Origin of the sequence: Shouchella phoenicis, from assembly GCF_047238345.1 — a bacterium.
In the GTDB taxonomy this organism is placed as follows: Bacteria; Bacillota; Bacilli; order Bacillales; family Bacillaceae_D; genus Shouchella.
Window position 1 is genome coordinate 3,134,556 of record NZ_JBDFMQ010000001.1, and the last position, 23,951, is coordinate 3,158,506.

22 protein-coding genes are annotated in these 23,951 nt (G+C 40.5%); 13 read left to right on the plus strand and 9 right to left on the minus strand.

Annotated elements, in window-relative coordinates; translation table 11 throughout:
* Positions 1–3 precede the first annotated feature (3 nt).
* The 3 genes from ABC361_RS16760 to ABC361_RS16770 all read left to right on the plus strand — a co-directional run bounded on the left by ABC361_RS16760 (position 4) and on the right by ABC361_RS16770 (position 2,201).
* Positions 4–816: a sugar phosphate isomerase/epimerase family protein gene (locus ABC361_RS16760; RefSeq protein ID WP_413074995.1), complete on the plus strand. Its 813-nt coding sequence runs from the start codon at positions 4–6 to the stop codon at positions 814–816.
* A 126-nt stretch (positions 817–942) separates the two neighbouring features.
* Entirely contained in the window at positions 943–2,034 is a 1,092-nt protein-coding gene (locus ABC361_RS16765; protein ID WP_413074996.1) for a response regulator aspartate phosphatase, read from the plus strand.
* The gene (locus tag ABC361_RS16770) at positions 2,031–2,201 is read left to right on the plus strand and encodes a hypothetical protein (RefSeq protein WP_413074997.1); all 171 of its coding nucleotides are present in this window, start codon (positions 2,031–2,033) and stop codon (positions 2,199–2,201) included. The genes ABC361_RS16765 and ABC361_RS16770 overlap by 4 nt, the downstream gene beginning before the upstream one ends.
* Positions 2,202–2,259: 58 nt before the next feature.
* On the opposite strand, the gene ABC361_RS16775 is transcribed toward ABC361_RS16770, so the two are convergent.
* The 5 genes from ABC361_RS16775 to ABC361_RS16795 form a co-directional block, all read right to left on the minus strand.
* The gene (locus tag ABC361_RS16775) at positions 2,260–3,912 is read right to left on the minus strand and encodes a BCCT family transporter (protein WP_413074998.1); all 1,653 of its coding nucleotides are present in this window, start codon (positions 3,910–3,912) and stop codon (positions 2,260–2,262) included.
* Between the two features lie 215 nt (positions 3,913–4,127).
* Complete coding sequence (gene rlmN / locus ABC361_RS16780) at positions 4,128–5,192, minus strand: dual-specificity RNA methyltransferase RlmN (protein WP_413074999.1); 1,065 nt, start codon at positions 5,190–5,192, stop codon at positions 4,128–4,130.
* A 184-nt stretch (positions 5,193–5,376) separates the two neighbouring features.
* Complete coding sequence (locus ABC361_RS16785) at positions 5,377–6,318, minus strand: NAD(P)-dependent oxidoreductase (protein ID WP_413075000.1); 942 nt, start codon at positions 6,316–6,318, stop codon at positions 5,377–5,379.
* A gap of 16 nt (positions 6,319–6,334) precedes the next feature.
* Entirely contained in the window at positions 6,335–6,991 is a 657-nt protein-coding gene (locus ABC361_RS16790; RefSeq protein WP_413075794.1) for an MOSC domain-containing protein, read from the minus strand.
* Positions 6,992–7,001: 10 nt separating this feature from the next.
* Positions 7,002–8,663 carry an FAD-binding dehydrogenase gene (locus ABC361_RS16795; protein ID WP_413075001.1) on the minus strand — a complete coding sequence of 554 codons (1,662 nt, stop codon included), beginning with the start codon at positions 8,661–8,663 and terminating at the stop codon, positions 7,002–7,004.
* A 291-nt stretch (positions 8,664–8,954) separates the two neighbouring features.
* Between ABC361_RS16795 and ABC361_RS16800 the strand changes: the two genes are divergently transcribed.
* From ABC361_RS16800 to ABC361_RS16815, 4 genes are read left to right on the plus strand one after another with little or no spacing between them, the layout of a single operon-like run.
* Entirely contained in the window at positions 8,955–9,413 is a 459-nt protein-coding gene (locus tag ABC361_RS16800) for an RNA polymerase sigma factor (RefSeq protein WP_413075002.1), read from the plus strand.
* 2 nt (positions 9,414–9,415) lie between these two features.
* Positions 9,416–10,594, plus strand: a complete 1,179-nt coding sequence (locus ABC361_RS16805) for a hypothetical protein (protein WP_413075003.1) — start codon at positions 9,416–9,418, stop codon at positions 10,592–10,594.
* Positions 10,595–10,607: 13 nt separating this feature from the next.
* On the plus strand, positions 10,608–11,930 hold the full coding sequence (locus ABC361_RS16810; protein WP_413075004.1) for an MFS transporter: 1,323 nt from the start codon (positions 10,608–10,610) through the stop codon (positions 11,928–11,930).
* A 44-nt stretch (positions 11,931–11,974) separates the two neighbouring features.
* The gene (locus tag ABC361_RS16815; protein WP_413075005.1) at positions 11,975–12,886 is read left to right on the plus strand and encodes a ketopantoate reductase family protein; all 912 of its coding nucleotides are present in this window, start codon (positions 11,975–11,977) and stop codon (positions 12,884–12,886) included.
* A 53-nt stretch (positions 12,887–12,939) separates the two neighbouring features.
* Here ABC361_RS16815 and ABC361_RS16820 read toward each other — a convergent pair whose 3' ends face one another.
* The 4 genes from ABC361_RS16820 to ABC361_RS16835 all read right to left on the minus strand — a co-directional run bounded on the left by ABC361_RS16820 (position 12,940) and on the right by ABC361_RS16835 (position 17,622).
* On the minus strand, positions 12,940–14,370 hold the full coding sequence (locus tag ABC361_RS16820; protein WP_413075006.1) for a four-carbon acid sugar kinase family protein: 1,431 nt from the start codon (positions 14,368–14,370) through the stop codon (positions 12,940–12,942).
* Positions 14,370–15,272: a 2-hydroxy-3-oxopropionate reductase gene (garR, locus tag ABC361_RS16825; protein WP_413075007.1), complete on the minus strand. Its 903-nt coding sequence runs from the start codon at positions 15,270–15,272 to the stop codon at positions 14,370–14,372. Before garR ends, ABC361_RS16820 begins: the two co-directional genes overlap by 1 nt.
* Before the next feature lie 89 nt (positions 15,273–15,361).
* The gene (locus tag ABC361_RS16830; RefSeq protein WP_413075008.1) at positions 15,362–16,726 is read right to left on the minus strand and encodes a GntP family permease; all 1,365 of its coding nucleotides are present in this window, start codon (positions 16,724–16,726) and stop codon (positions 15,362–15,364) included.
* A 50-nt stretch (positions 16,727–16,776) separates the two neighbouring features.
* Positions 16,777–17,622 carry a MurR/RpiR family transcriptional regulator gene (locus ABC361_RS16835; protein ID WP_413075009.1) on the minus strand — a complete coding sequence of 282 codons (846 nt, stop codon included), beginning with the start codon at positions 17,620–17,622 and terminating at the stop codon, positions 16,777–16,779.
* Positions 17,623–17,782: 160 nt separating this feature from the next.
* Between ABC361_RS16835 and ABC361_RS16840 the strand changes: the two genes are divergently transcribed.
* The 6 genes from ABC361_RS16840 to ABC361_RS16865 all read left to right on the plus strand — a co-directional run bounded on the left by ABC361_RS16840 (position 17,783) and on the right by ABC361_RS16865 (position 23,927).
* Complete coding sequence (locus ABC361_RS16840; RefSeq protein WP_413075010.1) at positions 17,783–18,616, plus strand: class II fructose-bisphosphate aldolase; 834 nt, start codon at positions 17,783–17,785, stop codon at positions 18,614–18,616.
* A 95-nt stretch (positions 18,617–18,711) separates the two neighbouring features.
* Positions 18,712–20,223 carry a spore germination protein gene (locus ABC361_RS16845; RefSeq protein ID WP_413075011.1) on the plus strand — a complete coding sequence of 504 codons (1,512 nt, stop codon included), beginning with the start codon at positions 18,712–18,714 and terminating at the stop codon, positions 20,221–20,223.
* A 17-nt stretch (positions 20,224–20,240) separates the two neighbouring features.
* Entirely contained in the window at positions 20,241–21,440 is a 1,200-nt protein-coding gene (locus ABC361_RS16850; RefSeq protein ID WP_413075012.1) for a Ger(x)C family spore germination protein, read from the plus strand.
* Positions 21,440–21,661: a hypothetical protein gene (locus tag ABC361_RS16855; protein ID WP_413075013.1), complete on the plus strand. Its 222-nt coding sequence runs from the start codon at positions 21,440–21,442 to the stop codon at positions 21,659–21,661. Before ABC361_RS16850 ends, ABC361_RS16855 begins: the two co-directional genes overlap by 1 nt.
* Entirely contained in the window at positions 21,658–22,764 is a 1,107-nt protein-coding gene (locus ABC361_RS16860; RefSeq protein WP_413075014.1) for a GerAB/ArcD/ProY family transporter, read from the plus strand. The genes ABC361_RS16855 and ABC361_RS16860 overlap by 4 nt, the downstream gene beginning before the upstream one ends.
* Positions 22,765–22,766: 2 nt before the next feature.
* Positions 22,767–23,927 (plus strand): GerAB/ArcD/ProY family transporter, encoded by a 1,161-nt coding sequence (locus ABC361_RS16865; protein ID WP_413075015.1) that lies wholly within the window; start codon positions 22,767–22,769, stop codon positions 23,925–23,927.
* Positions 23,928–23,951: the final 24 nt, after the last annotated feature.

Sequence of the window (23,951 nt, forward strand, 5' to 3'; positions counted from 1 at the left end):
GGAATGAAACCACGTTTTTCACTTGCCCATCTGACTGTATTACACTATTCACCACCAAAGATGATTGAGTTGGCTGCACGAGCTGGCTTTGATTATGTCAGTTTAAGACCAATTGCATTAGGTACTAAAAACGAACCCGTCTACCCACTTGCAACAGATCGAACCTTGTTTAACAATACAAAACAAGCCCTTCAATCAACCGGTTTAAAATTGCTTGATATTGAAATGGTTCGAATTTATGAAGGAGTGGATGTGACGCACTATTTACCTGCGTTTGAAATTGCAGCAGAACTAGGCTGTAACCACGTGTTAACAACTGTTCAAACGACAGATGAGGATTTTGCTGTTGAAGCTCTGCATACACTATGTGAATTGGCAAAGCCCTTTAATCTAACATTAGATGTTGAATTTATCACTTGGTACGAATTAGGGACGCTCACTCAGGCAGAATCAGTCATTCGAAAAGTAAATCATGAAAGATGCGGACTCCTTATTGATACGCTTCACTTTCATCGATCACACACCAATTACGATCATCTCGCTTCTCTACCAAAAGAATGGTTTCATTATGCTCATCTATGTGACACAAGGGGTCCAACACCAACCATAAAAGAAGACCTAATTTATACCGCTCGCGAAGACCGCCTCTTTCTAGGACAAGGGGACATACCACTCCAGAAAATCATACAATCCTTACCGGACATTCCATACTCCCTCGAAATCCCTAATAAACAGCGTATGCATGAGCTTGGGGCTGAATTATATGTGAAGCAATGTTTAGAGTCAGCCCATCAACTTTTCAACGAGATCTTGTAAACCGACTGGTCAACTGACCAGTCTTTTTTATGCGAAATGTTGGGAAATATCTGTCTTTTGTTTTCAATGTGGCTTTTTAACGGTATACTATCATAAACCAACCGATCAGGAAGGGAGCTTGACCACATGTCACCGTCCGTAGCCGCACCAGAAGTTGGAGCTAAAATTGTTGAATGGTATAGCTGCATTATCACGTACGATCGTGAGCAAGCAATTTTACTAAAACATGACGTTCAACGGATGATGAACCGAATGAATCATGATGATAAAGTGATCGCTTATTTTGAGCTCGTTAACTTCCGCCATGAACTCTTTATAGAAGCTGACGGGGAGCAGAAACAATTTGCTGAACTTGAATTAGCGGAGAAAGCAACAGATGAATACATGCAGTTCATGTACTACTTCATGTATGGCCAAAACGAATTTCATAATGGCAGGTATAAATCAGCTGTTCGCTCATATAAAATAGCAGAAAGACTTTTAGAGCAAGTACCTGACCAAATTGAAAAAGCAGAGTTTTATTATCGCTCAGCGATTAGCTATTACCGCGTTGACCAGTACATCTTTGCCGTTTCCTATTTTGAGCAAGCACTTGAAATTTTCGAGAAAAATTCAGAGTATGAAGAAATTGTTCTTAATATCTATATTTTTTTAGGAGGCATTAGCACAGAACTCTATAAGTTTGAAGAAGCGGAGAACGTTTTGCAAAACGCCCTCAGGCATGCAAAAGCGTATCCAGTGACAAGGGCTTTACTCTTACGCATATTAGGTTTAAATCGTGTGAAACAAAATCAACCAGATCAAGCGATTTACTATTTTGAAGAAGCATTAACGATTGATGAACATAAACAATCCGCTATCGGAGCTAAAACGGAATATAACTTAATCAATGTTAAGTTAAAAAAGAAACCTTCTAACAAGAAAAATCATGCACAATTAGAAAAAATTGCAGAAAAAGTCGCTTCACTAAAGATGACTGAATATGTAATTCGTTGCGAAGTAAGCTTGGGACTTTATGTTCTAGACGACCTTGAACAAGTGAATAAAGGGTTAGAAGAATTAGAGAAACAAGAGCTTTATTTTGAAGCTTCCGAATTAGCTGAGGAAGTTGTAGATGTCTATTCTGAAAAAGGTGAATTTGAAACTGCACTGCATTACATGAGAATGGCACATCGAATGCGCATTCATCAATCTTGCATAGGAGTTGAACAAGAATGAAAAAGAAACTAGTAGGTATCATCGCTTTAGGTATGGCAGTATCCATCGGTAGCTTTAATTTAGATGCAATCGAATCAGCAGATAAAGCTGATGGACGCTCTGTTCCAGCTCATGACAAAGCTGACGGACGATCCGTTACACCATTAGACAAAGCTGACGGCAGATAAAAAAAGACGTATCTCTAAATTAGAGATACGTCTTTTCTTCTGTATAGCTGAAACAGTGTCACTTCTTCTCGTTCTCTGTATTTCCCTCTTCTTCCTCACCAGCAAAGTCTTGTTCCTCGGGCATGGTTTTATCGAATTCTTCTTTCATTTCTTCTAGCTCTTGATGAGATTCTTCTTGATATTCTGGGTCCCACTCTCTGTGCTTGCTTTCTAGTTTCAGAATATCGTATTCACTGCTTAACGCTTTTAAAAGCGAGATACACATTAAGATTACGATAAACACAAATGGGAAAGCGGCAATTAACATAGCCATTTCTAAAGCTTGTAATCCTCCAGATAACAGAAGTGCTGCAGCGGTTCCTGCCAGAATAAGACCCCAAATCAATTTCACTTTTAAGGTCGGATTTAAACGACCGCCAGATGTCAACATGCCTAGTACAAATGTGGCAGAGTCTGCTGAAGTAATAAAAAATGAAGAAATTAGTAGAATGGCAATCCCCATTACAACCGGTGCCATTGGATACGATTCTAAAAAGGCAAATAAAGCTACTTCATTTCCTTGTTCATTCATTAAATTATAAATTTGCCCACCAAGGTCAGCGTCCATTTCCATTCCAGCTACACCAAATATTGAAAACCAAAGTGCGCTAAATAGAACAGGCACTGCTGTCACACCTAAAACAAATTCACGAATGGTTCGACCGCGCGAGACCCTCGCAATAAATGTCCCTACAAAAGGCGCCCAACCAATCCACCAAGCCCAATAGAATAACGTCCAAGCATCTAGAAACTCTCGTTCACCCGTAAAGGCATTCATGCCGAGCGTCATACTTGGTAAATTTTGAACGTAATTCCCTAGGGTTGTTGTGAACGATTCAATCATTTGAATTGATGATCCTAACACAAACACAAATGCCATTAAAGCAATGGCAACAACGATATTTGTCCAGCTTAGATACCGAATTCCTTTGTCTAACCCAGTAATAGAAGAGATTAAAAATAAAACCGTTACAACAGCAATGACAATTAGATTCACTGTCGTTGTATTGTCAATTCCTTCAAAACTAAAGCTTAAACCGGCTGTGATTTGGGAAGCCCCAAGTCCAAGTGAAGTGGCGATTCCAAAAACCGTTGCAAATACAGCCAACACGTCAATACTATGACCAATTCCACCTTGGGCGTGCTTCCCAATTAACGGTGTAAATGCGGAAGAGATTAAAGCAGGTGCTTGATGCCTAAATTTAAAATAAGCAAGTGTTAGTGCTACAACCGCATACGTAGCCCATGGATGAAACCCCCAGTGAAACAATGTATACATCATGGATTGCTCAGCTGCTTGAATGGTTTCACCCTCTGCGTTTGGTGGACTATAAAAATGGGTTAACGGTTCAGTGACACCGAAAAACACAAGCCCTACACCCATTCCAGCGGTAAATAAAAACGCAAACCATGTAAAATAACTATATTCCGGTTTTTCATCGGGTTTCCCAAGCTTAATCTTCCCGAATGGACCAAAGATTAAAAAAATCGCTAAAAGAACAAAAGCGGTTGTTGCAATTATGTAAACCCAGCCTAGATTTGTAGAAATAAAGCCATCCACTATTCCTAGAACACTTTCAACATTACTCGGAAAGAATACGCCCCATAGAATAAAAACACTGGATATCGCCAATGAAACCCAGAAAACTAATGTCAATGAACTTTTCTTCAACTATACTCCTCCTTAGGTATTTCGCCTTACTGAATCGACAAAATCCTTAATAGACTTAGTTACCTTTTCCTCATTTTTCGGAATCTAAACATATTTTTCTGCAATTCCGTCAATTTTAATTTGAAGATCAGACGGGAAAGCCCCAAGGTAACCTAAGTGTGCAAACAAGAAAAAAGCCTGTCGAATTTCCTCGACAAGCTTCTTGTTACATCGTTTTATCCGACACGTTTCTTCTCTTGTTTGCTTCGTAGTTGTCCACATGCCGCATCAATATCGGTTCCTTGTTCTAAGCGAACGCCACAGTTAATGCCTTTCTTCTTAAGCGTTTGGAAAAATTCTTGAATCGCTTCAGGCTCACTACGCTGGTATTGACCATGTTCATCAACTGGGTTATAAGGAATTAGATTCACATATGAAAGGTGACGCTTTTCCCCGATTAATTCTGCCAATTGAAGGGCTTCTTCCTTATGATCGTTCACATCTTTGATAAGAATGTATTCATACGTAACTCGACGATTGGTTTTATCCAAGTAGTAGTTTACCGAATCCATTAGCTTCTCAATTGGGAACGCTTTGTTGATTTTCATGATCTTCGAACGTAATTCATTATTTGGTGCGTGAAGCGAAACAGCTAAATTCACTTGGCTCTTAAGATCTGCAAATTCTTTAATCTTATGAGCAAGACCACTCGTTGAAACAGTGATATGGCGCGCTCCAATGGAAAGACCTTTATGGTCTTTTACAATGTCTAAGAAGTCCACTGTATTATCGAAGTTATCAAACGGCTCACCGATGCCCATCACGACAATATGGCTCACGCGCTCTTCATTTTTCCGTTCATCAAGGAAAAGCTGTACGTTCATAATTTGCTCGACAATTTCTCCACTTGTAAGATCTCGATTCTTTTTCAAAAGCCCGCTCGCACAGAAGCTACAGCCAATATTACAGCCTACTTGTGTCGTGACACATACAGAAAATCCGTACTTGTGCGTCATCAAAACAGTCTCAATTAAATTCCCATCATTAAGCTGGAATAAAAATTTCACTGTACCATCTTTTGACTCTTGACGGATATGCTCTTTTAGCGAACCGAACACAAAATGCTCTTCTAATAAAGAAACCGTCTCTTGATTTAAATTCGACATTTCTTTAAAACTTGTTACACGTTTCCTATAAAGCCAGTCCCACACTTGGGTCGCTCTGAATTTTTTATGGCCCTGCTCAACAAACCAGTTAGATAATTTCTCTATTGTCAGACCATAGATTGATTGCTTTTGCATATGATCCCTCTTTTCTACATTTCTTTTTTCCATATATATGAATCCAAAAACTCGGTAAATTAAATACGTTCTACAATCCTTTATTCTATCACACTTATCATAAAAAAGAAAAGAAAGATTACACAAAAAATCTTGATGAGGGTCAACTCATCAAGACCGGTATTCATACACGAGATTGATTCTCTTAGATAACAGGGGTTAACGCTTCGCCTTTTTCTAAATAGAAGATGATATTAGTAGCAGCAAGTTTTGCCATTTCATCCCGTGTTTCAACGGTTGCATTCCCAATATGAGGTGTTAAAACAACGTTTGGTAATAATTTTAATTCGTCATGAATGTGTGGTTCAAACTCAAAAACATCTAACGCCGCACCTGCGATTTCTTTGTTTTTAAGTGCTTTTACTAATGCTTCTTCGTGCACAACCGGACCTCTTGCAAGGTTTAAGAGCACGGCTTGCTTTTTCATTTTCTTAAATGTAGTCTCATTAAATAAATGATAGGTCTCATCGGAATAGGCTGTATGTATAGAAAGGACGTCTGCTTCTTCAACTAATTGATCAAACGAGCGATACTGAGCCCCAAGCGTATTGTCTTTTTCCGTACGAGCGGTGTAAAGGATATTCATTCCAAACGCTCGCGCTCTCTCTGCAACGGCTTGACCAATTTTGCCAAAACCTACAATTCCGAGCGTTTTTCCTTTTAATTCTCTCCCTAAGAAAAAGAGCGGGGCCCAGCCATTGAATCCTTCTGTGCGGCAGAGCTGATCGCCTTCTGGAATTCTCCGCATTAAGCCGAGCATTAAACCTAATGTTAATTCAGCAGTAGCGTCAGTGGATACCTTCGGTGTATTCGTCACAACAATGCCGTTTTCTTTCGCAGCTTCAAGATCAATGTTATCAAACCCTGCACCATAATTTGCAATAATCTTCAGTTCTGGCGCTGACTCGATCACTTTTCTTGAAACTTTTGTGGAGAGTGGACAAAGCAATGCCGTTGCGTCTTTTACACCATTTATTAATTCTCCTTCACCAATAACGTTTTCACCATGGTATACATGAACAACATAATCCTGTAATACACTGTATCCAATAGCCGGTATTTCACCTGAAATAAATATCCGTGTCATGATGCTCCCTACTCTCTCATCGTTGTTGTTTTAATCGATCAATGCGTTTAGCTAAGCGCCTTTTCCAATCAGCCGCGAGTGGTTCAATAGATGCAATCTCTTCCATTGCAAGCCAATCCTCATTTGCGAAATACACATGGTTACAAGCAAGGACGGACTTTCTTTGGGCATGCTCTTCAAGTAATTTAATGGATGAGGTCGATGAAATATAGCCTTCTTCGAGCACACGAGCTAAATAACCTGTAAATCCTGTTTCAATCGTTCGCTTCAAGAGCGTATCTGCTTGTGTATAGTTGTCAATCGTGCTACAAGGGATTCGCCCTTGAGTAATTTGAATCACTGCTTCTCCAATTTTATACACATTCCCAATGTATACTTTTTCCTCTAACATATTCGTTACGGTTAAATTCTCTCCAAACGCTGCGTTTGGAAGTGGACGATGAAGCTCTTTTTCCCACTGTGGATAATGTTCTTGTGGATAAAAACAAACTGCTCGGTCAAGACCGCCATGATTTTTTTTATCCCCAACACCATCGCCTTTAAAGCCGTCTTTCGTTAAATAGACACGCTCTACTTGCGTTTTCTTTATTCCAGTCACCAGTGGTTTCTTCATGGACCCTTGTTTTAATTCTTGCGGTAAGCCTGTGGACAATGCACTAATCTCCATCACAATTCAGCCCCTTTTATTCTTGAGTTAAGATCGCTTCTGCGGCAACTTTTCCAGTAAATAAACACCCTCCTAAAAACGTTCCCTCAAGCGCTCGATAGCCATGAACACCTCCACCGCCAAAACCTGTCGCTTCGCCAACTGCATAAAGTCCTTCTATTCGTTCACCTTCTTCACTTAACACTTGAGCCGAATCATTTGTTTGTAGACCTCCTAATGTTTTTCGGCTTAACAGATGGAGTTTCACTGCAATTAACGGACCATTTTTTGGATTAAGGATTTCGTGAGGCTTTGCTACACGAACAAGCTTATCCCCAATTGAATGACGTGCATGGCGGATCCCCATAATCTGAGCGTCTTTAGTAGAAGAATGACGCAAGCCGAGATCTCTTGCGTATATCTGTTGGTAAATATGGTTCTCATCTAGAAAAGGGCCTTCTCCAAGTTGATTCATTTTGTGAACAAGATTCTGAATGGAGTGTGCCGTAATAAAATCTGCTCCCTTATCAATAAACGTTTGGACGGGAGCTGTAGGTCCTGGTAAAAGGCGCTTCAGCACTTTTTTCAAACTTTTCTCTGTCAGGTCTGGATTTTGTTCTGACCCTGATAATGCAAACTCTTTTTCAATAATCTTCTTTGTGAGAATAAACCATGAATAGGAATATCCTGTTTTTTGAATCGCTTCCAATGTGGAGAGCGTATCGTAACCTGGAAAATCTGGCGAGGGAAAGCGATTTCCGTTTGCGTCAAGCCAAATGGATGAAGGGCCAGGCAAAATACGAATGCCATGCTTGTCCCATACCGGTTCAACGTTTTGTATCCCCTCTGTATAATGCCACATTCTATCTCGATTGACGAGTCGTCCTCCAGATTTTTCAGTAATTTCAAGCATTCTTCCATCAACATGAGCAGGAACTCCATGAATCATATTTGTTGGTGGTTGCCCTAACCGACTTGGCCAGTATTGCCTAATTTGGTCAAGATTCCCGCCAATTCCTCCGCTCGCCACGACGGTTGTTCGAGCAAAAGATTCAAATGGCTCAATTTCCTCACGATTGCTTGCTTCTCCTCGATTAGCCGTCGATGACCGCAAGATCTGTCCAGCAACCCCTACGATCCTTTTCCCTTCTCGTAAAAGTTGGTCCACACGATGTCGAGGCGCATAGTGAATCTGCTGCTTTTTTCTATACTGAACGAATTTCTCTAAGAATGGTGCTAGGATACCAGGTCCCGTTCCCCAAACAATGTGAAACCTCGGTACCGAATTTCCATGACCTGTGGCAAGACTGCCTCCACGTTCTGCCCAGCCGACAACTGGAAAGAAACGAATTCCTAATGTTTTTAGCCACTGTCTTTTTTCATACGTTGCAAATCGCACGTACGCTTCAGCCCATCTCTGGCCCCAATAATCTTCACTTTGCTTCGACCCTAATCGGTCAAATTCAGCCGAACCCAGCCAGTCCTGCCAAGCCAAGTCGTAAGAATCCCGGATACCTAACCTTCTCTGCTCTGGCGAATTCACGAGAAACAAGCCACCAAATGACCACCATGCTTGTCCACCTAACGATGATTCTGGTTCTTGATCAACGACCAAGACCACCTTGCCGCGATCTGCTAATTCGGTTGCCACGACTAAACCGGACAAGCCTGCACCAATTACAATTGCATCATAGTTCATCCATCTTCACCTCTCTTCATTCAATACTCCATGACGAAAGAAAACTCCTGTAAAATAAAGCGTGAGTCCATTCCCCATTATTCCAATTTGATGCGAAAATGACGTACAATCTATGTAATATGGCGAATGCCACAAAAACAATATTGCTGTTTTCATTCGTAAAAATAACTACCACTACTTATGATGAAATTCATTGCGTAATGACCTTTTTTCGAAAAATTTAACATATTCCCAACAGTTTCGCTTAGTCAAACGTTATCTTCATGAAAAACGCTACGAGAGGAGGCAGCAATGTTTGACATTCACCACCATCCATTAGAGCAAGATATTCGACCGTTTGCTCTATCCATAGCAGTAAATAGACACGAAGCGGAAGATTTAATGCAATATGCGTGGGAAAAATCACTCCACGTTTTGGACTTATCTGATTGGCCGTATTACAAACAAAAAGCTTGGTTTTATCGCGTGATGAAAAATCACCTCATTGATATACGACGAAAAGATAAACGACAAGCAGCACTTAGTGAAGGTGATGAACCTGTGTTTTTACCAACAGAATTTCATACGTTCGAAATAATGGATCTCCTAGACAACCTGTCTCCAACCCAAAAAAACATAGTATTTAAACGCTATTGGCTCGGATTCACAAGCTTAGAGATTGGAAGAGAGTTAGAAATTCCTGCTAGTACCGTGCGCTATCAATTAACAAAAGCCGTTCAACGACTAAGAGACCTTTTAGAGGAGGAATAATAATGGGAAGAACAATAGGAAATGTGGCATTGCTTGATCTTACAGAGGCTACAGAGGAAAGTATTGCTTCAATAACTCATATTAAAAATGTTGCACTCTTGCTTTACACTGCTGAAACCGCCTCACTCGTGCCGAAGCTCTCCATCGGGAACCTCGCGCAGTCACTTAAAATTAAAGAAGATATGCAAGTCATAAATGGTTACCTAACAGTGGATAATCAGTATCTCGAACACGCAAAAATTAATCAAGTTGTGATTGTGAATGGATTGCTTGTATTTAAAGACGATATTCAATTCGAAACAATTAAGAAATCAACTTGTGCGTTTATCGTTAATGGCGTCGTTTACGCACCTACTTCGTTAAGAGGAGCCGTTGCACCACTTATTACAAAGCAATCAGGTACAACCTTAGGATACAGTGGACCAGAACCAAAAATTATCTCAGGCACCACACATTTAACGACTGAATTCGTAAAAGGCTTGCCAGATCAAACCACTTTATTATGTAACGGAAAAGTAATGGTAGACGAAAGCCTGGATATAGACGTCTATCGTAAAAAACTGGATATGCTATTTGTTAACGGAAAAATAGAATTATATGAACATCATGTATCAACTTTACTCGCAAACGCAACTGTAAATGGAACAACACACACGATTCCGACAAACTTTAAACGCTTAGAAAAGACGTTTCACCTTTCTAATCGGTCCATTAAACGTTTTAAGCAAGCGAACGTATACACGGCCACACCATTAATCTTTGAAAAAGACGTGACACGAGATTCACTGGATCAAGCATTCACTTCGATTCACTCTCATTCTTTTATCTTTTGCCACGAAGAAGTTGAGGATTTAATCTATGAGAAGCTTGATCGTTTTGAAACAGATGTCTATACCTATTCTGATCAATTTTTGTTTATCGAAAAAGAAACATGGCATCAAGAACGATTCTCGCAGCTAAAATTACCAACCACCATTCTAGTAAATCAACACTTAACGATTGAACATCCTATTTCTTCTCAACACATTCATAATCACTCGATTATTTTATTAGGTGACATGACTGTTCACGATCAAGAGACAAAAGCTGTCTTTCAACAAGCGCTAGTTGAAAACAAGGGACGAATTCAATGCGCGACAGACGTTCAAGAGAATACAAACTACGCAGAGTTAAGTCTCTAGAGGGGGAATATCAATGCATCCCCCTCATGACCATAATGATTGCCTTCGTAATGAGGCATATGCAAACAATCTAGCAAGAGGGATACAGACTAACAGCCAACCAGATTCAATCTGGCAAATCCGTGGCTATCGTTCCCTTTTTACGTCGTATAGTATCTCAGTTACAGGCCAGTGGTTTGATTCCATCGCCATCATGGTCATCTTTGCTTATGTTTGGCAATCAAGTCCAATTTATCTTGGCTTCATCCCATTTGCCTTAGCTTTGCCTCAAGTCCTTTTTTCACAATTGGTTGCTCCGTTAACACGTCGTTTCAATAAACTACGCATAATGGCGTTTGCAGACATCCTAACCGCTTGCTTTACCATAGGACTGTTCTTTTCACCACACCCTTGGTTTGCCTTATTGTTTCTGGCGTTACGTAGCACGGTCAATGTCGTGCACTTCCCAATTCAACAAGAACTAGTTCGACAGCTCGTCCCAGAACCTTTACGGTTAAAAGCGGTAACATGGAATGGTTTAGTAAGCCAAGGTGCAAAAATTATCGTCCCGTTTGTTGGTGGGTTGTTTCTAACGATCGTCGCTCCACAAACCTTACTGTTACTTAATGCGGTCGCGTTTGTCATTTCAGCTTTTATTCTCTTTTCCATCCAACACCTCTTTCAAGACCAAATGAAAAAGACGCTCTCTCCATCCACAAAACCGATTTTTAAAGAACTTCGCGCTGGGTGGACGACATTGTTTTCCCATCCCGTTTTAGTTGTCTTATTTAGTCTTTTAGTTGTTGGCCTCTTCTGCGTACAATTTGTTGATTCGCAGTTTCCAATCCTCTTTAGAGAATTAGCACCTACTGAACCTCAACGATTAACTTGGGTCATATCAGCTATTGGCATTGGTGCCGTTACGATTATTTTCATCCTAAACAAATTTAAACAGATGAATCATTTCTTTGCATGGATCAGTTTGGCACAAGCGCTCATTGCCGTGGCTTTTATTGGTTTTAGCTTCCTACAGCCAAGCAGCCCACTTTTCTTCTTTTTAGGGCTTGGATTTATTTGCGGTATTGGCACAGGGATCTCTATTACAACAATCAATTACGCGATTCAAACCATACCTGCAGACGAGGATGTTGCCACGATTGCTGGGATTTCCCAATCCTTATCTAGCCTTGTTATTATTGTCGCTCCACTTACTGGTGGCTTCCTTACTTCCATACTAGGCGTTCAAGTGATGTTTGGCTTATCCGGGCTCTTTTTAATCATCAGCATGATCCTTCCGTTATTTTTAAATATAAAAAAGACGTCAAAATCCCCTTCACATCCGCAGCAGATAAGGTAATTGTTGCGGCTTTCCTTTATACTAAGATGGAGAGGAGCGTGCTTATGCGAATATTAACAGTTGGAGCAGGCGGTGTTGGTGGCTATTTTGGTGCAAGACTTGCTGAAAAAGGCGAGGATGTCACGTTTTTAGTTAGAGAGAAAAAGAAAGCACGTCTTTTAGAAACAGGGTTAAAGGTTGAAAGTATTCATGGCAACATCGAACTTACCCCCTCATTACTTACGACAAGTGAGCATGCAGAACCATTTGATCTTATTTTATTTACAACGAAATCGTATCAATTGCAGCAAGCGATTGAAGATGTTCGTCCATTTGTAGCCGAACATACATTACTCTTACCTTTGTTAAACGGCGTTGCCCATTACGAAATTTTAGACCAAGCGTTTGGACAAAACGTGATTGGTGGGCTTTGCTTTATTGAAAGCGCTGTCGATTCTGATGGGACGATTCAACAAACAAGCCAAGTGCATCGACTAGTGTACGGGAGTAGAACAGCACACCAAGAACAAAAGGTAGAAAAACTGTATAAACATCTTTCTGGAACAAACGCAGAATTTACGCTTTCCACTAAAGTAGATCAAGAAATTTGGCAAAAGTACCTTTTTATTACCGTCGCTTCAGGAATTACATCCCTTTTCCGTTCAAGCATTGGTCCGATTCGCGCATTTGAAGAAGGCAAATCATTTATTCGTAGACTGTTAACTGAGTGTACAACCATTATGAAAGCGGAAGGTGCACCATTGCCTCCAACCATTATCGCCGACCATATGCACACCTTTGAATCAGTTGGATATGACATGAAATCATCAATGCTTCGCGACATGGAACGTCGCTCCACAACAGAGGCGGATCACCTTCAAGGTTATTTAGTCGAGAAAGCCGCTAAACACGATATGGACACCCCTTCATTAATAGCGGTTTTCACGAATCTTCGCCTTTATGAGAATCAGCTGTAGGATTTTATAGCAGACAAAAAAAGACATGGGAACCCCCCCATGTCTTCTTCACCTTATTCTTTTCCTTCTAAGATCGCAACAGCTTCTTTTAATGTTTCTGGTTGCCCAACGTTTCCTGGGAAAATTACATAGGCTTTTCCAGGAAACTTACTTTCTTGTCCAGTTTTCCAAACAGGGATGCCCGGTTTAATTTGTCCAGCCACTTCTGCTCGAGAAACATGTAAACCAACGGTTCCAATACTGCTTGATGTAATGCCACCTTTTGCAACGATATAACTTGGTTCTACTTGCAAATCACGGACGATACTTGTTACCGCATCAGAAATTTTCACTGATTGCTTTAACTCTTCTTCTTGCATATTGTCACCAAGGTCTAGGCGTTCACGACGTGTGTAGTACACAACAGACTCACCGTTTTTAATCGCTTCTTCACAAGCTAATCGCACACGTTTTGTTTCGTGGGCAAACTTCTCGTCATCTTGAACGAGATGAACATCAAACTCAATGCCTTTTACAAGACCGCTCTCTAACAAATGTTGAAGTTGCTCTGTTGTTTTCTTCACATGAGAGCCTACTGCAATTAACCCACCATGGTTTCCTTTTGTTACCATATCATCTCTTTTTAAAAGCGGTTTATCTGCAATACCACCAATAACTTTTGTAAATGCCGCAGCACTGCGGGCCATGTAATGCTTGCCTTGTTTTAAAGCTTGCATAAATGCAATCGTAAACACTTCTACATCTTCATAACCTACTGCATTAACAACAATCTTTTGGAAGTCACTTGCTTCAAGTAATTGCGTAGTAATTTTTTCAATCGCAACATTTCTTAAGTCTTCGAGTGAGATATAGATCGTATTCTCTTTCGTAAACCGACCTTCTGTTTTTTCTTCAATGTACTCACCTAAGTGAGACGAAGCAAAACCGAATGTGCGATCATTAGCAAATTCTGTTTCCCCTGCCGGAATCAGTTCTTCCCCACTTTGCACATAGTGAACGTTATCTATGGTAAAGCGTCCACCCTCTTTGAAGAACGGCATAATAATTTCGCCATCAAAACGCTTATGACCCATTGCTTCAATTGTTGTTTTTAACGTTTCCGTTTCTAATGGAAAATGCCCTCGTAACGTTGAATCTCCACGGCTGATGAGTACATACGGTGTGTCTTCTTCATCTGCTACTTCTTGTACACGCTTGGCAATGTCTTCGTGACACGCTTTCGTTTCTGTTTCTGTGAATCCACGTGAGTTCGTTAAAATAAAGAACATGGACTTGTCCTCTTGAAAACCAGATTGAATCGACTCTTTCGTCCAATCTGTAAAAACCGATACACCGTGAACCGTTTGAATACCAGTCGGGTCATCGTCTAATACAACAATTTTGTATGGTGAGCCTTCCTGCTCTTTCTTCAACAATGATTGAATCTCTTCTCTATTAACTGCTTTAATGCCTGCAAATGTTTCTTCTGCGTGTAAATGTTTCATTATTGGTCCTCCTTGCGTTGCACGATTACATTCGCCATTTTCTCGTAGTGTTGCACGATTCCACCGTGATCAATTGCCTGTTTTCCATCGGCACTTAAGGAATGGAAGATTTCTAAAAGTTGGCTTGAAAGTGGCAGCGGTACATGCATCTCGTGTGCCGTGTTCATCACGTTTGTTAAATCTTTCATATTAATATCAATGCGCCCACCTGCAACAAAATTACGATCAAGGATCATTGGAATTTTTGCGTCCATCACCGTACTTCCAGCCAGACCACCTCGAATGGCTTGATACATTTTCTCAATATCAATTCCAGCTTTTGACGCTAGCACAAGCGCTTCGGAAACAGCTGCAATATTAAGGTTTACAATGATTTGGTTTGCTAACTTTGCTGTCGTTCCACAGCCAGAGTCACCTACAAGCACAATGTCGGTTCCCATCGCTTCTAGAACTGTTTTTGCTTGAGCAAATACTGCTTCTTCACCGCCAACCATAATAGCAAGGGTACCGTCAATCGCTTTAGGCTCTCCACCACTTACAGGAGCATCTAAGAAGTGCACCCCTTTTTCAGCTGCATGTGTTGCCATTTGCTTCGAATCAACCGGTGATACAGAACTCATATCAACTACGATTAATCCTTCTTCTGCGCCTTCAATCACGCCATTTACGCCAAATACAGCCGCACGGACATGCTCACCTTTAGGAAGCATTGTAATGATGACATCGCTACTTTCCGCCACTTCTTTTCCTGTTGAAGCAGCTGTCGCTCCTTCAGAAGCAATCAAATTGACTGCATCTTGATTTAAGTCAAAAGCTGTTACTTGAAAGCCAGCTTTAATTAAGTTACGAGTCATTGGCATCCCCATAATGCCTAATCCAATAAATCCTACGCGTTTTTTCATGTTTTTCTCCACCTTATCGTTATTCTACTTTTTCTCTATTAGGAAACCTGGAAAAAACCAACTATTGTAGTCGGTTTTTCCATTTTGTTTTATAGTCCTGGTAAGAAACCAGAGATTGCACTTAGTAAGAAGATGAATACAAGTGCTGTCACACCTGCAACAAAACCACCTAAACTCCATACTCGTAATGTTTCAGAAACCGTTAAGCGACCAAATTTTGATACGACCCAGAATCCGGAATCGTTTGGTAAAGAAAGTCCAATACCGCCGGCACAAATAGCAAGTCCAAGAAGAACTGGTGATACACCTAACTCAATTGCCATCGGCCCCAAGATACTTGCCGTTGTGACAAGAGCAACAGTAGCGCTTCCTAGAGACGCTCTTAGAATTTGTGCGAATAAGAATCCTAGTAGTAATGCTGGCATGTTTAATCCTTGCATAAGATTAATCAGTAAATCACCAAGTCCTGTTTCTTGTACCACTCGGCCGAACGCACCACCAGCACCTGTAATTAGGACAACCATACCAGATGCTTCAAAAGCTTGACGGAACACAGTCGATGTCGATTCTTTTATATATTTAGGTAATACGAACATCGCCACAATAACACTGATCAAGAGTGCCATGTTTTTGTCACCTACGGTAGCGAATAAAGTAGGCAACCATTGATCTTGCGCATCAGCAAACACAACATTATTCATTAATGTATTTGACAAAATCAACACAATAGGTAATGCAAGCATGGCATATGCAAGCCATGTTGGAATTTCACTCGAAACCGCTGTGTCAACGTTCTCTATATCTTCAATCGCGTCATCCAAACGATTGCCTGTCGGGATACGTTTTCCGATAAATTTCCCGTAGAGTACACCACCAACTAATGTAGCCGGAATTGCTACAAGAAGACCGTAGATGAAAAAGATACCGATATCTGTTCCCATTTGGTCTGCTACAACAAGTGGTCCTGGTGTAGGGATAATTAAACTATGCGAAACGATTAAACCGATTGCAAGAATCGCTACAAACGTTGCAAGCGAAATTTTTGTTTTAATGGATAAGCTTTGTACAAGTTTATTTAAAATAATGAATGCAGCGTCAAAGAAAACTGGAATCGCTACAGTAGTTGATGTTGCCGCGAGTGCATATGGCGAATTTTTGATTCCAAATGCTCGTAACATCGAACTAGCAATTTTTTCAATTGCGCCAGATGCTGCAAGGAATTGTCCGAAGATAATCCCTAAACCAATTAAAATTCCGACACCTGTCAACGTAGCGCCAAATCCTTCGGCAACAACGTTCGGGACATCTCTTGTTGGGATGGCTGACACGAGGCCAAGTCCAACAGCAATTAATAGTAAAGAAATGAATGCATCCCATTTAAATTTAATAATAAGTACGAATAGGATAATAAGAGCGACTAGAAAGCCGATAATTAAGCCATTACCTGTTAACATAAGGTCACCTCAGTAGTAGTTTTTCATCTATCGTTATCGTTCGTAAAAGTTTATTTTTTCATGCGTGTTACAGCCAAACGGGCTTGGTTTATTTTCTTTTTCCCCTCGTCCCCTGCTTCAGCAGCAACTCTTGTATAAAGCGTATCCATTAATACGAGTTGGACAAGCCTAGAGATCATCGCATCGGACCGTTGCTTTGTTTCATGAGCCTGTGTGAGAAGGACATCATCGGCAACACTTGCAATGCTTGACGATTCATTTGCTGTAATGGCAAGTGTATAAGCACCACTCGCTTTTGCCATTTTCAAGACTTCATAAATGTTCGTTGTTTCACCTGAATGAGAGATGGCAATGACGACATCGTGTTCATTCATATGGCTAGCGTAGATGGCTTGGTAGTGAGGGTCTTTCACCGCTAAAACGTTTCCACCTAAGCGCATAAATTTGTGGGCACCGTCCTCAGCCATTGTTGCTGACAGACCTTGCCCAAAGAAGTAAAGCCGTTTGGCTTGAATGAGCTTTTGAACAGCATATTCAAAGGCATCATTTGAAAGCTTTTCTTTTGTTAATGCCATGGCTTGAAAAAGTTGATCACCCATTTTTTCAAAAATCACATCAGCAGAATCGTCTTTTGTGATATCGATAATTTCTGAAGAAGACGGTTTCATATCAGCCATTTCTTGGGCTAACGCAACTTTTAACTCCTGATACGATTGATACTCTAACTTTTTATATAAACGAACAACACTCGGTTCACTCACTTGACTAAGCATCGCCAGTTCTCCCATTGATAATAGAAAAGGTTTGTCTTGTACTTTCAACTGGTGAATAATCTTTTCTTCTGTTGTCGTAAGCGATTTCTTTTTTAATTCAATGCGTTCATCAAACCGAAGCATCCTCTTCCCTCCTCATTTCTGTAGTAATATTACTACATATGTAACGCTTACACAACAGGAATTTTTTGTTTTTCTACATAATTCGACTTGATTTGTACAAAATAGAAGCTTATTATGTGCTTATCATGTAGTTTTAACTACACAATAGGAGGAATTGGGAATGTTTACTACAACAAAAGAGGTGTTGGAATTCGCTGAAAATACGAACACAGCGATTGCTGCCTTTAATTGCTATAACGCTGAAACGATTCAAGCTGCTGTAAAAGCTGCAGAAAACCAAAACCAGCCTGTTATCATTGCATACGGTGAGCGTTACAAAGATTATATGAATTTAGAGGCTTTCGCTGCTTTCACGAAAACGATTGCTGAAAACGCTACAGTTGATGTGGCTCTTCACCTTGACCATAGCTATGAATTTGATACAATTCGTCGTGCCGTTCACGCAGGTTTTACATCTGTTATGTTTGATGGTTCGGCTCTTTCATTAGAAGAAAACATTAAACAAACGAAGGAAGTCGTCGATTTTGCCCACGAACATGGTGTACATGTCGAGGCTGAGATCGGCTCCATGCAAAAAGGCGCATTTTCTGATGAGGAAGAAGGCGATGGTCGCTTAACGGATCCAGATGAAGCTGCTGATTTTGTGAAGCAAACAAATGTTGATTTTCTCGCAGCGTCTATCGGAACCGTTCACGGCATGTACGACGGTGATCCTGAAATTCGTCTAGACTTACTTGATGCTTTAAAAGAGCGGATGGACACACCGCTCGTTCTTCATGGAGGATCTGGAACACCAGAAAAGGAAGTATTAGAAGCCATTCAAAAAGGGATTCGCAAGATCAATGTCAACACGGAAATATCATTAACGGCAGTTGCGAATATGGCAGAAACTTTATCTACAAAACCAAAGACACACCTTAGTGTTGTAATGGAAAACGCGCAAAATGCGATGATCAGCCATATGGAGAATGTTGTTAAACTATATAAAAGCTAAATAAAAGCGACCTTAAAAAGGGTCGCTTTTTTTATGTATGTTTTGCTTTTTGTTTCACATAATAAAGTTCATTCAGGGAAAAAGGGGCAATTACCGTGGACAAAAAAGGCAATTCCTCATCGGTTTATGTACAACCAGCAAAAGAACTTAATGAGAAGCTTACATATCTAACACAAATTATCGGAAAAAGTGATGACCTTGTCTTCCGACCATTTTCATTTGGACAAGAACCAAAAATAAAGGCCTCCATGGTTTATATAGATGGCCTCGTTGATGACCGAGCACTGCAAAAAATGATTGGCGGCGCCAAAAACGTCGATATTTCACAAGGTGAGACCTTAACGGTGATCCAACTAAGTCTTGAGGAGATTGGACATACAGAGGTGGCACTCGAGTATGAAACGCTTTTAGAAAAGTTATTAAAAGGAAACTGTATTTGCGTTATGGAAGGCTATTCTACCTGTATCGCAGTTGCCATTCCGCAGTTTTCTGAGCGGCAAGTAGCTGAACCTACAACAGAAACGGTCGTCCGTGGTCCCCGTGAAGGCTTTGTTGAAAACATGCGGGTCAATACGTCGCTTATTCGTAGACGTCTTGCAGATGAGAACCTATGGATTGAGTCTTTGAAATTAGGTAAGCGGTCAAAGACATCCATCTCAATTGCTTACGTAAATGGTATTGTCGATAAAGACCTTTTAGCTGAGCTCCATCAACGTCTGGCTCGCATTGACACCGACAGTATCTTGGAAGACGGCAGCGTTGAAGAACTTATCCAAGACTCTTTTTACACGCCTTTTCCAACGGTTTATACGACAGAACGCCCGGATACAACAGTTTCTCACCTACTTGAAGGAAAAATCGCGATTATCGTTGATGGCTCACCAATGGTGATGATTGTACCGGCTTTATTCGTTCATTTCTTTCATAATACCGAGGATTACACACAACGAACGGATATTAGCACGCTCATTCGCATCTTACGTTTTGGCTGTATTCTTATTGCGCTTCTTGGGCCATCGCTCTATATTGCTGTCACAACTTTTCATCAAGAGCTAATCCCTACAGGTTTATTAGGAAACTTAGCTGCCCAGCGAGAGGGAACACCCTTTCCTACTTTTATCGAGACACTCATTATGGAATTAACGTTTGAGATTTTGCGCGAAGCAGGAATTCGCATGCCACAACCTGTTGGTCAAGCCGTCTCGATTGTTGGCGCGATTGTCATTGGGCAAGCTGCTGTTCAAGCGGGCATCGTATCAGCAGCGGTTGTGATTGTTGTCGCTATTACAGCCATATCAAGTTTTGTATTTCCTAGTTACACGATCGGCATTCCAATTCGAATATTGCGATTTGGCTTCATGGCATTATCAGCCTCATTCGGTTTAGTAGGAATTTGTATTGGCTTTACCGCTCTACTACTGCATCTTTCTAGTTTGAAATCATTCGGAATTCCTTATATGGAAGGCTTTACGCCATTTATTCGTAAGAATCAGCAAGATATGATCTTCAGAGCACCAAAATGGATGATGAAGGAACGACCAACACCCGGGAATAAAAATGATTTAATTCGTGATCGAAGTAAACAACCAAGTCCAGACAATCAATAGATTTAGGGGGGAACACGATGATGAAAGACAAAAAATTAATAATCCTGTTTCTTGTGCTATGCCTTTCTTTATCAGGTTGCTGGGATCGTTGGGAACTAAACGAATTGTCATTAATCGTTGGAATGGCGATCGATAAAGATGAAGATGAATACATTCTTACCATGCAAGCGATGAACCCAGCAGAGATTGCCTCACAAGAGACTGGACGCGGTTATGCACAAGCGATGAATGTGCAAGAGCGGTCAAAGACCATTCACGAATCCTTGCGCAAAATGGTGCAGAAATCACCACGACGTTCCTTTATATCTCAATTAAAAGTTCTTGTTATAAGTGAAGAAGTCGCTAAAGATGGGCTTGAGAATGTGCTGGATTTCTTCTATCGCGACCATGAATCACGTTCTGACTTTTATATCGTCATTTCTCATGGCGATCAAGCACATGATGTGCTGGATATCATTACGCCTTTAGAAACATTACCATCGCAAAATATTTTTGATTCCATCAGCTTCTCTTTGCGATCTTACGGTGGTACAAAAGCGATGACTCTTGATGAACTATTTCAAGAAATGATGGCGGAAGGAATTGAGCCCTCCATTATGGGGATTAAAATTACCGGAGATTTAGAAAAAGGGAAAACGAAAGCAAATGCTGAGGTTAACAGCCCAGCCGCCATGTTGCGTATTAATGAAATTGCGTTGTTTAAACACAATAAGCTAGTTGGTTGGCTAAATACCGATGACAGTAAAGGGCTTGATTATTTAACGCAAGATATAAGCGACAGCGTCGGCAGTTTCACATGCCCTGGTGGGGGACAAATTGCTTTAGAGGTTCGAGATGTTCACCGGGAGTTAGAAACGGAAATTATTCAAGATATCCCTAAAGCGTTTTATCAATTTGAAGTTGAAGCGACTATCTCTGAAGTGGATTGTGAGAGCCTAGATCTCGCGATGCCGTCTTCCTATCAAAAAGTGGAACAATTAGCAAGCGAAGAATTCACGAAAACGCTCTATAGCACAATTGATAAAACAAAAGAGTGGAAGACAGATGTACTTGGCATCGGGCAGAACATCTACCGTACTCATCCTGATTATTGGGAAGCCAATCGAGATCAATGGGACACGTTATATCCACAAGTTGATATTGATATTGAGATAGCCATTCACATTACAGACAGCGGCAGTATTATTAACTCATTTCTGAATAAAGGAGATACGTAATGCTTATTTTTCAATTAATCGTTTTGCTTGGTATCGCGTATCTCATCTATTTAAGTCAGAAAAAGAAATTAAAAGGCGACCGAAAAATGAGCATTTTATTCTTTACCATATTAGGAATTGGACTCATCTATGGTTCGGCTTATCTTTTGCAAATTGAAATACCCAGTTTTGCCAATGGACTGACACGGCTTGTTAAAGCGATTCAAGGCATTCAAACATGATTCGAGACAAGTTAACAGCTAATCAGTTTCGGTTTCTTGTTTTGTTTAGTACATGCAGCACGTCTTTACTCAGCCTTCCTTTAATCATTGGCACAATGGTTGGTCGAGACGCATGGTGGATCGTGCTAATTGGAACGGTTTTAGGCTTACCGTTTATTTGGTTGTTTACAACGATTGCTCGCTGGTACCCAACCAAAGACATCTTTGAAACGAGTAAAGTCATCTTCGGTAAAAAAATGGGCACATTCATTGTTTTGTTAATTACAGCTTTACCATTGTTTACGGTATCTACAAAACTCCACTACTCACTTACGTTTATCGACAACCACCTATTACCTGAAACACCCGTCGTCATCGTAATTAGCATTTGCATGTCAATTGTCGCAATGGGCGCTTATTTAGGGATTACAACACTCGGACGAACAGCCGAAATGTTAAGCATCTTCTTCTTCATTCCTCTCATGACGCTTTTCATTTTTAAAGTAGCCGATGTATCAATCGAGTTTGTGCAGCCGTTTTTTCGCGGAGAGGAAAACCAATACCTATCGGCCATCATGTTTTACTTTGCCATAACTGCTTGTAATAACTTTTTACTTTTAAGTTTTTTCCCAAAACATGTGCAGGATACAAAAAAGGCAGCGAGAGCCTTTTGGGAAGGTCACTTATTTGCTTGTCTCATCTTGTTTCTCATTACCTTACTTAGCATTGCTGTACTCGGACCTGAATTAATGACAAGTTCCTATTATCCGCTCTTTTCTTTGTCTCAACGTGTGTCATTTGGGGACTTTGCGGAACGGGTTGAAGCGTTACTGACCATTATTTGGTTTATCACGATTTACTTTAAAATCACGCTCTATTTATATGTCGTCGCTAGAGGGATTGGCAATGTATTCGCGCTTAAAGACCCAAGCCCTTTAACCGTACCACTTGCTTTACTGTTTGTATTCATTCCCCTACAAGCGTTTGATGATTCTGCTGCCGATTACGAATTTTACATTGGCCCAGCTATGTGGTTATCGATCGGAATAGGTGGGCTCATTCCATTACTGTTATTTTTCATTGGTACCGTAAAAAGAAAGCGAAAATGGATCAAGGAGGTGTAGAGATGGAATCCAATCAATCATTTACAGCGGTAGCCTATACGTTTATTGTGATTTACGCTACTTGTAGCACAGCATTACTTGGCATACCCGCTTCAATGGCATACTTTGTATCTCAAGATGCTTGGCTTGTCCCTATTATTGGCAGCTTAATTGGAGTTCCAATTATTTTTTGTTACACAATGCTCGCACGGTGGATGCCAAATGGGACAATCTTTCAAATGAACGATTATATTCTAGGTAAGCCACTTGGTACGTTTGCATCTGCTGTTTTTCTCCTTTTTCCTCTGTTTCATTTCCCAGCAATTATTTCGTATAACGTGGGGTTTATGGCTAATTTCTTATTACCTGGAACGCCTCTCTTTGTTCTGTTTTTACTATGTATGCTGACGATTGTTTACGGTATCTATTGTGGAATTGAACCAATTGCTCGAACCGCAACGTTGATAAGTATCTTTTTCATCCCTCCTTTAATCCTATTAATTGGCTTAAACACACCGGATGTAGACGTTAAGATGCTGCAACCTATGTTGAGAATGAGTGTGTCAGATGGTGCAAATGCCCTTGCTTTTTTTATGGGGAATGTCGTCTGCAACGTCGTTATTCAATTAACTGTTTTCCCCCGTTACCTCACGTCCAAAAAATACGGGGAGCGTGGTTTATGGATCGGCTATTTAATTGGCTGCACGATTTTAACCGTACTTACGTTTCTTTGTATTACGGTTCTATCACCACAAGTAACAGGGAGAGATTTTTACCCAGCTTTATCTTTAGCACAGAGAATTGAGTTAGGTGAATTTCTTGAACGAATTGAAGCGACAATTACGATTCTCTGGTTTATTTCTATTTACTTCAACTTATTGCTTTATTTGTTTGCCATTATGGAAGGAATCTCACACTTATTTAAACTGAAAGATAGCAAAGCCTTACTTCTTCCTGTCGGGATGTTGCTCTTATTTGTCAGCTTAACGATGTTCGACAGCGTTGTACAAGAACGGGAATTTTATCGATTTGTCAGTATCCCGCAATCAATTCTTGTTGGCTTTGTCTTTCCTGCTTTTCTCGTCTTCATTGGTGCAATTCGACGGAAAAAGAACCATCTTCCTCTTTATCCAAAACACCAAACGACATCAAGCAAAAGTCAATCTACCACATCAAGCACATAAGAAAACCGGAGACTCTCTCGTAAA

Excerpts from the sequence above, each read along its gene's own strand:
- ABC361_RS16760 (WP_413074995.1), top strand. The coding sequence starts at position 4 with ATGAAACCACGTTTTTCACTTGCCCATCTGACTGTATTACACTATTCA.
- ABC361_RS16765 (WP_413074996.1), top strand. The coding sequence starts at position 943 with ATGTCACCGTCCGTAGCCGCACCAGAAGTTGGAGCTAAAATTGTTGAA.
- ABC361_RS16770 (WP_413074997.1), top strand. The coding sequence starts at position 2,031 with ATGAAAAAGAAACTAGTAGGTATCATCGCTTTAGGTATGGCAGTATCC.
- rlmN (WP_413074999.1), bottom strand. The coding sequence starts at position 5,192 with ATGCAAAAGCAATCAATCTATGGTCTGACAATAGAGAAATTATCTAAC.
- ABC361_RS16785 (WP_413075000.1), bottom strand. The coding sequence starts at position 6,318 with ATGACACGGATATTTATTTCAGGTGAAATACCGGCTATTGGATACAGT.
- ABC361_RS16795 (WP_413075001.1), bottom strand. The coding sequence starts at position 8,663 with ATGAACTATGATGCAATTGTAATTGGTGCAGGCTTGTCCGGTTTAGTC.
- ABC361_RS16800 (WP_413075002.1), top strand. The coding sequence starts at position 8,955 with ATGTTTGACATTCACCACCATCCATTAGAGCAAGATATTCGACCGTTT.
- ABC361_RS16805 (WP_413075003.1), top strand. The coding sequence starts at position 9,416 with ATGGGAAGAACAATAGGAAATGTGGCATTGCTTGATCTTACAGAGGCT.
- ABC361_RS16810 (WP_413075004.1), top strand. The coding sequence starts at position 10,608 with ATGCATCCCCCTCATGACCATAATGATTGCCTTCGTAATGAGGCATAT.
- ABC361_RS16815 (WP_413075005.1), top strand. The coding sequence starts at position 11,975 with ATGCGAATATTAACAGTTGGAGCAGGCGGTGTTGGTGGCTATTTTGGT.
- ABC361_RS16820 (WP_413075006.1), bottom strand. The coding sequence starts at position 14,370 with ATGAAACATTTACACGCAGAAGAAACATTTGCAGGCATTAAAGCAGTT.
- garR (WP_413075007.1), bottom strand. The coding sequence starts at position 15,272 with ATGAAAAAACGCGTAGGATTTATTGGATTAGGCATTATGGGGATGCCA.
- ABC361_RS16830 (WP_413075008.1), bottom strand. The coding sequence starts at position 16,726 with ATGTTAACAGGTAATGGCTTAATTATCGGCTTTCTAGTCGCTCTTATT.
- ABC361_RS16835 (WP_413075009.1), bottom strand. The coding sequence starts at position 17,622 with ATGCTTCGGTTTGATGAACGCATTGAATTAAAAAAGAAATCGCTTACG.
- ABC361_RS16840 (WP_413075010.1), top strand. The coding sequence starts at position 17,783 with ATGTTTACTACAACAAAAGAGGTGTTGGAATTCGCTGAAAATACGAAC.
- ABC361_RS16850 (WP_413075012.1), top strand. The coding sequence starts at position 20,241 with ATGATGAAAGACAAAAAATTAATAATCCTGTTTCTTGTGCTATGCCTT.
- ABC361_RS16855 (WP_413075013.1), top strand. The coding sequence starts at position 21,440 with ATGCTTATTTTTCAATTAATCGTTTTGCTTGGTATCGCGTATCTCATC.
- ABC361_RS16860 (WP_413075014.1), top strand. The coding sequence starts at position 21,658 with ATGATTCGAGACAAGTTAACAGCTAATCAGTTTCGGTTTCTTGTTTTG.
- ABC361_RS16865 (WP_413075015.1), top strand. The coding sequence starts at position 22,767 with ATGGAATCCAATCAATCATTTACAGCGGTAGCCTATACGTTTATTGTG.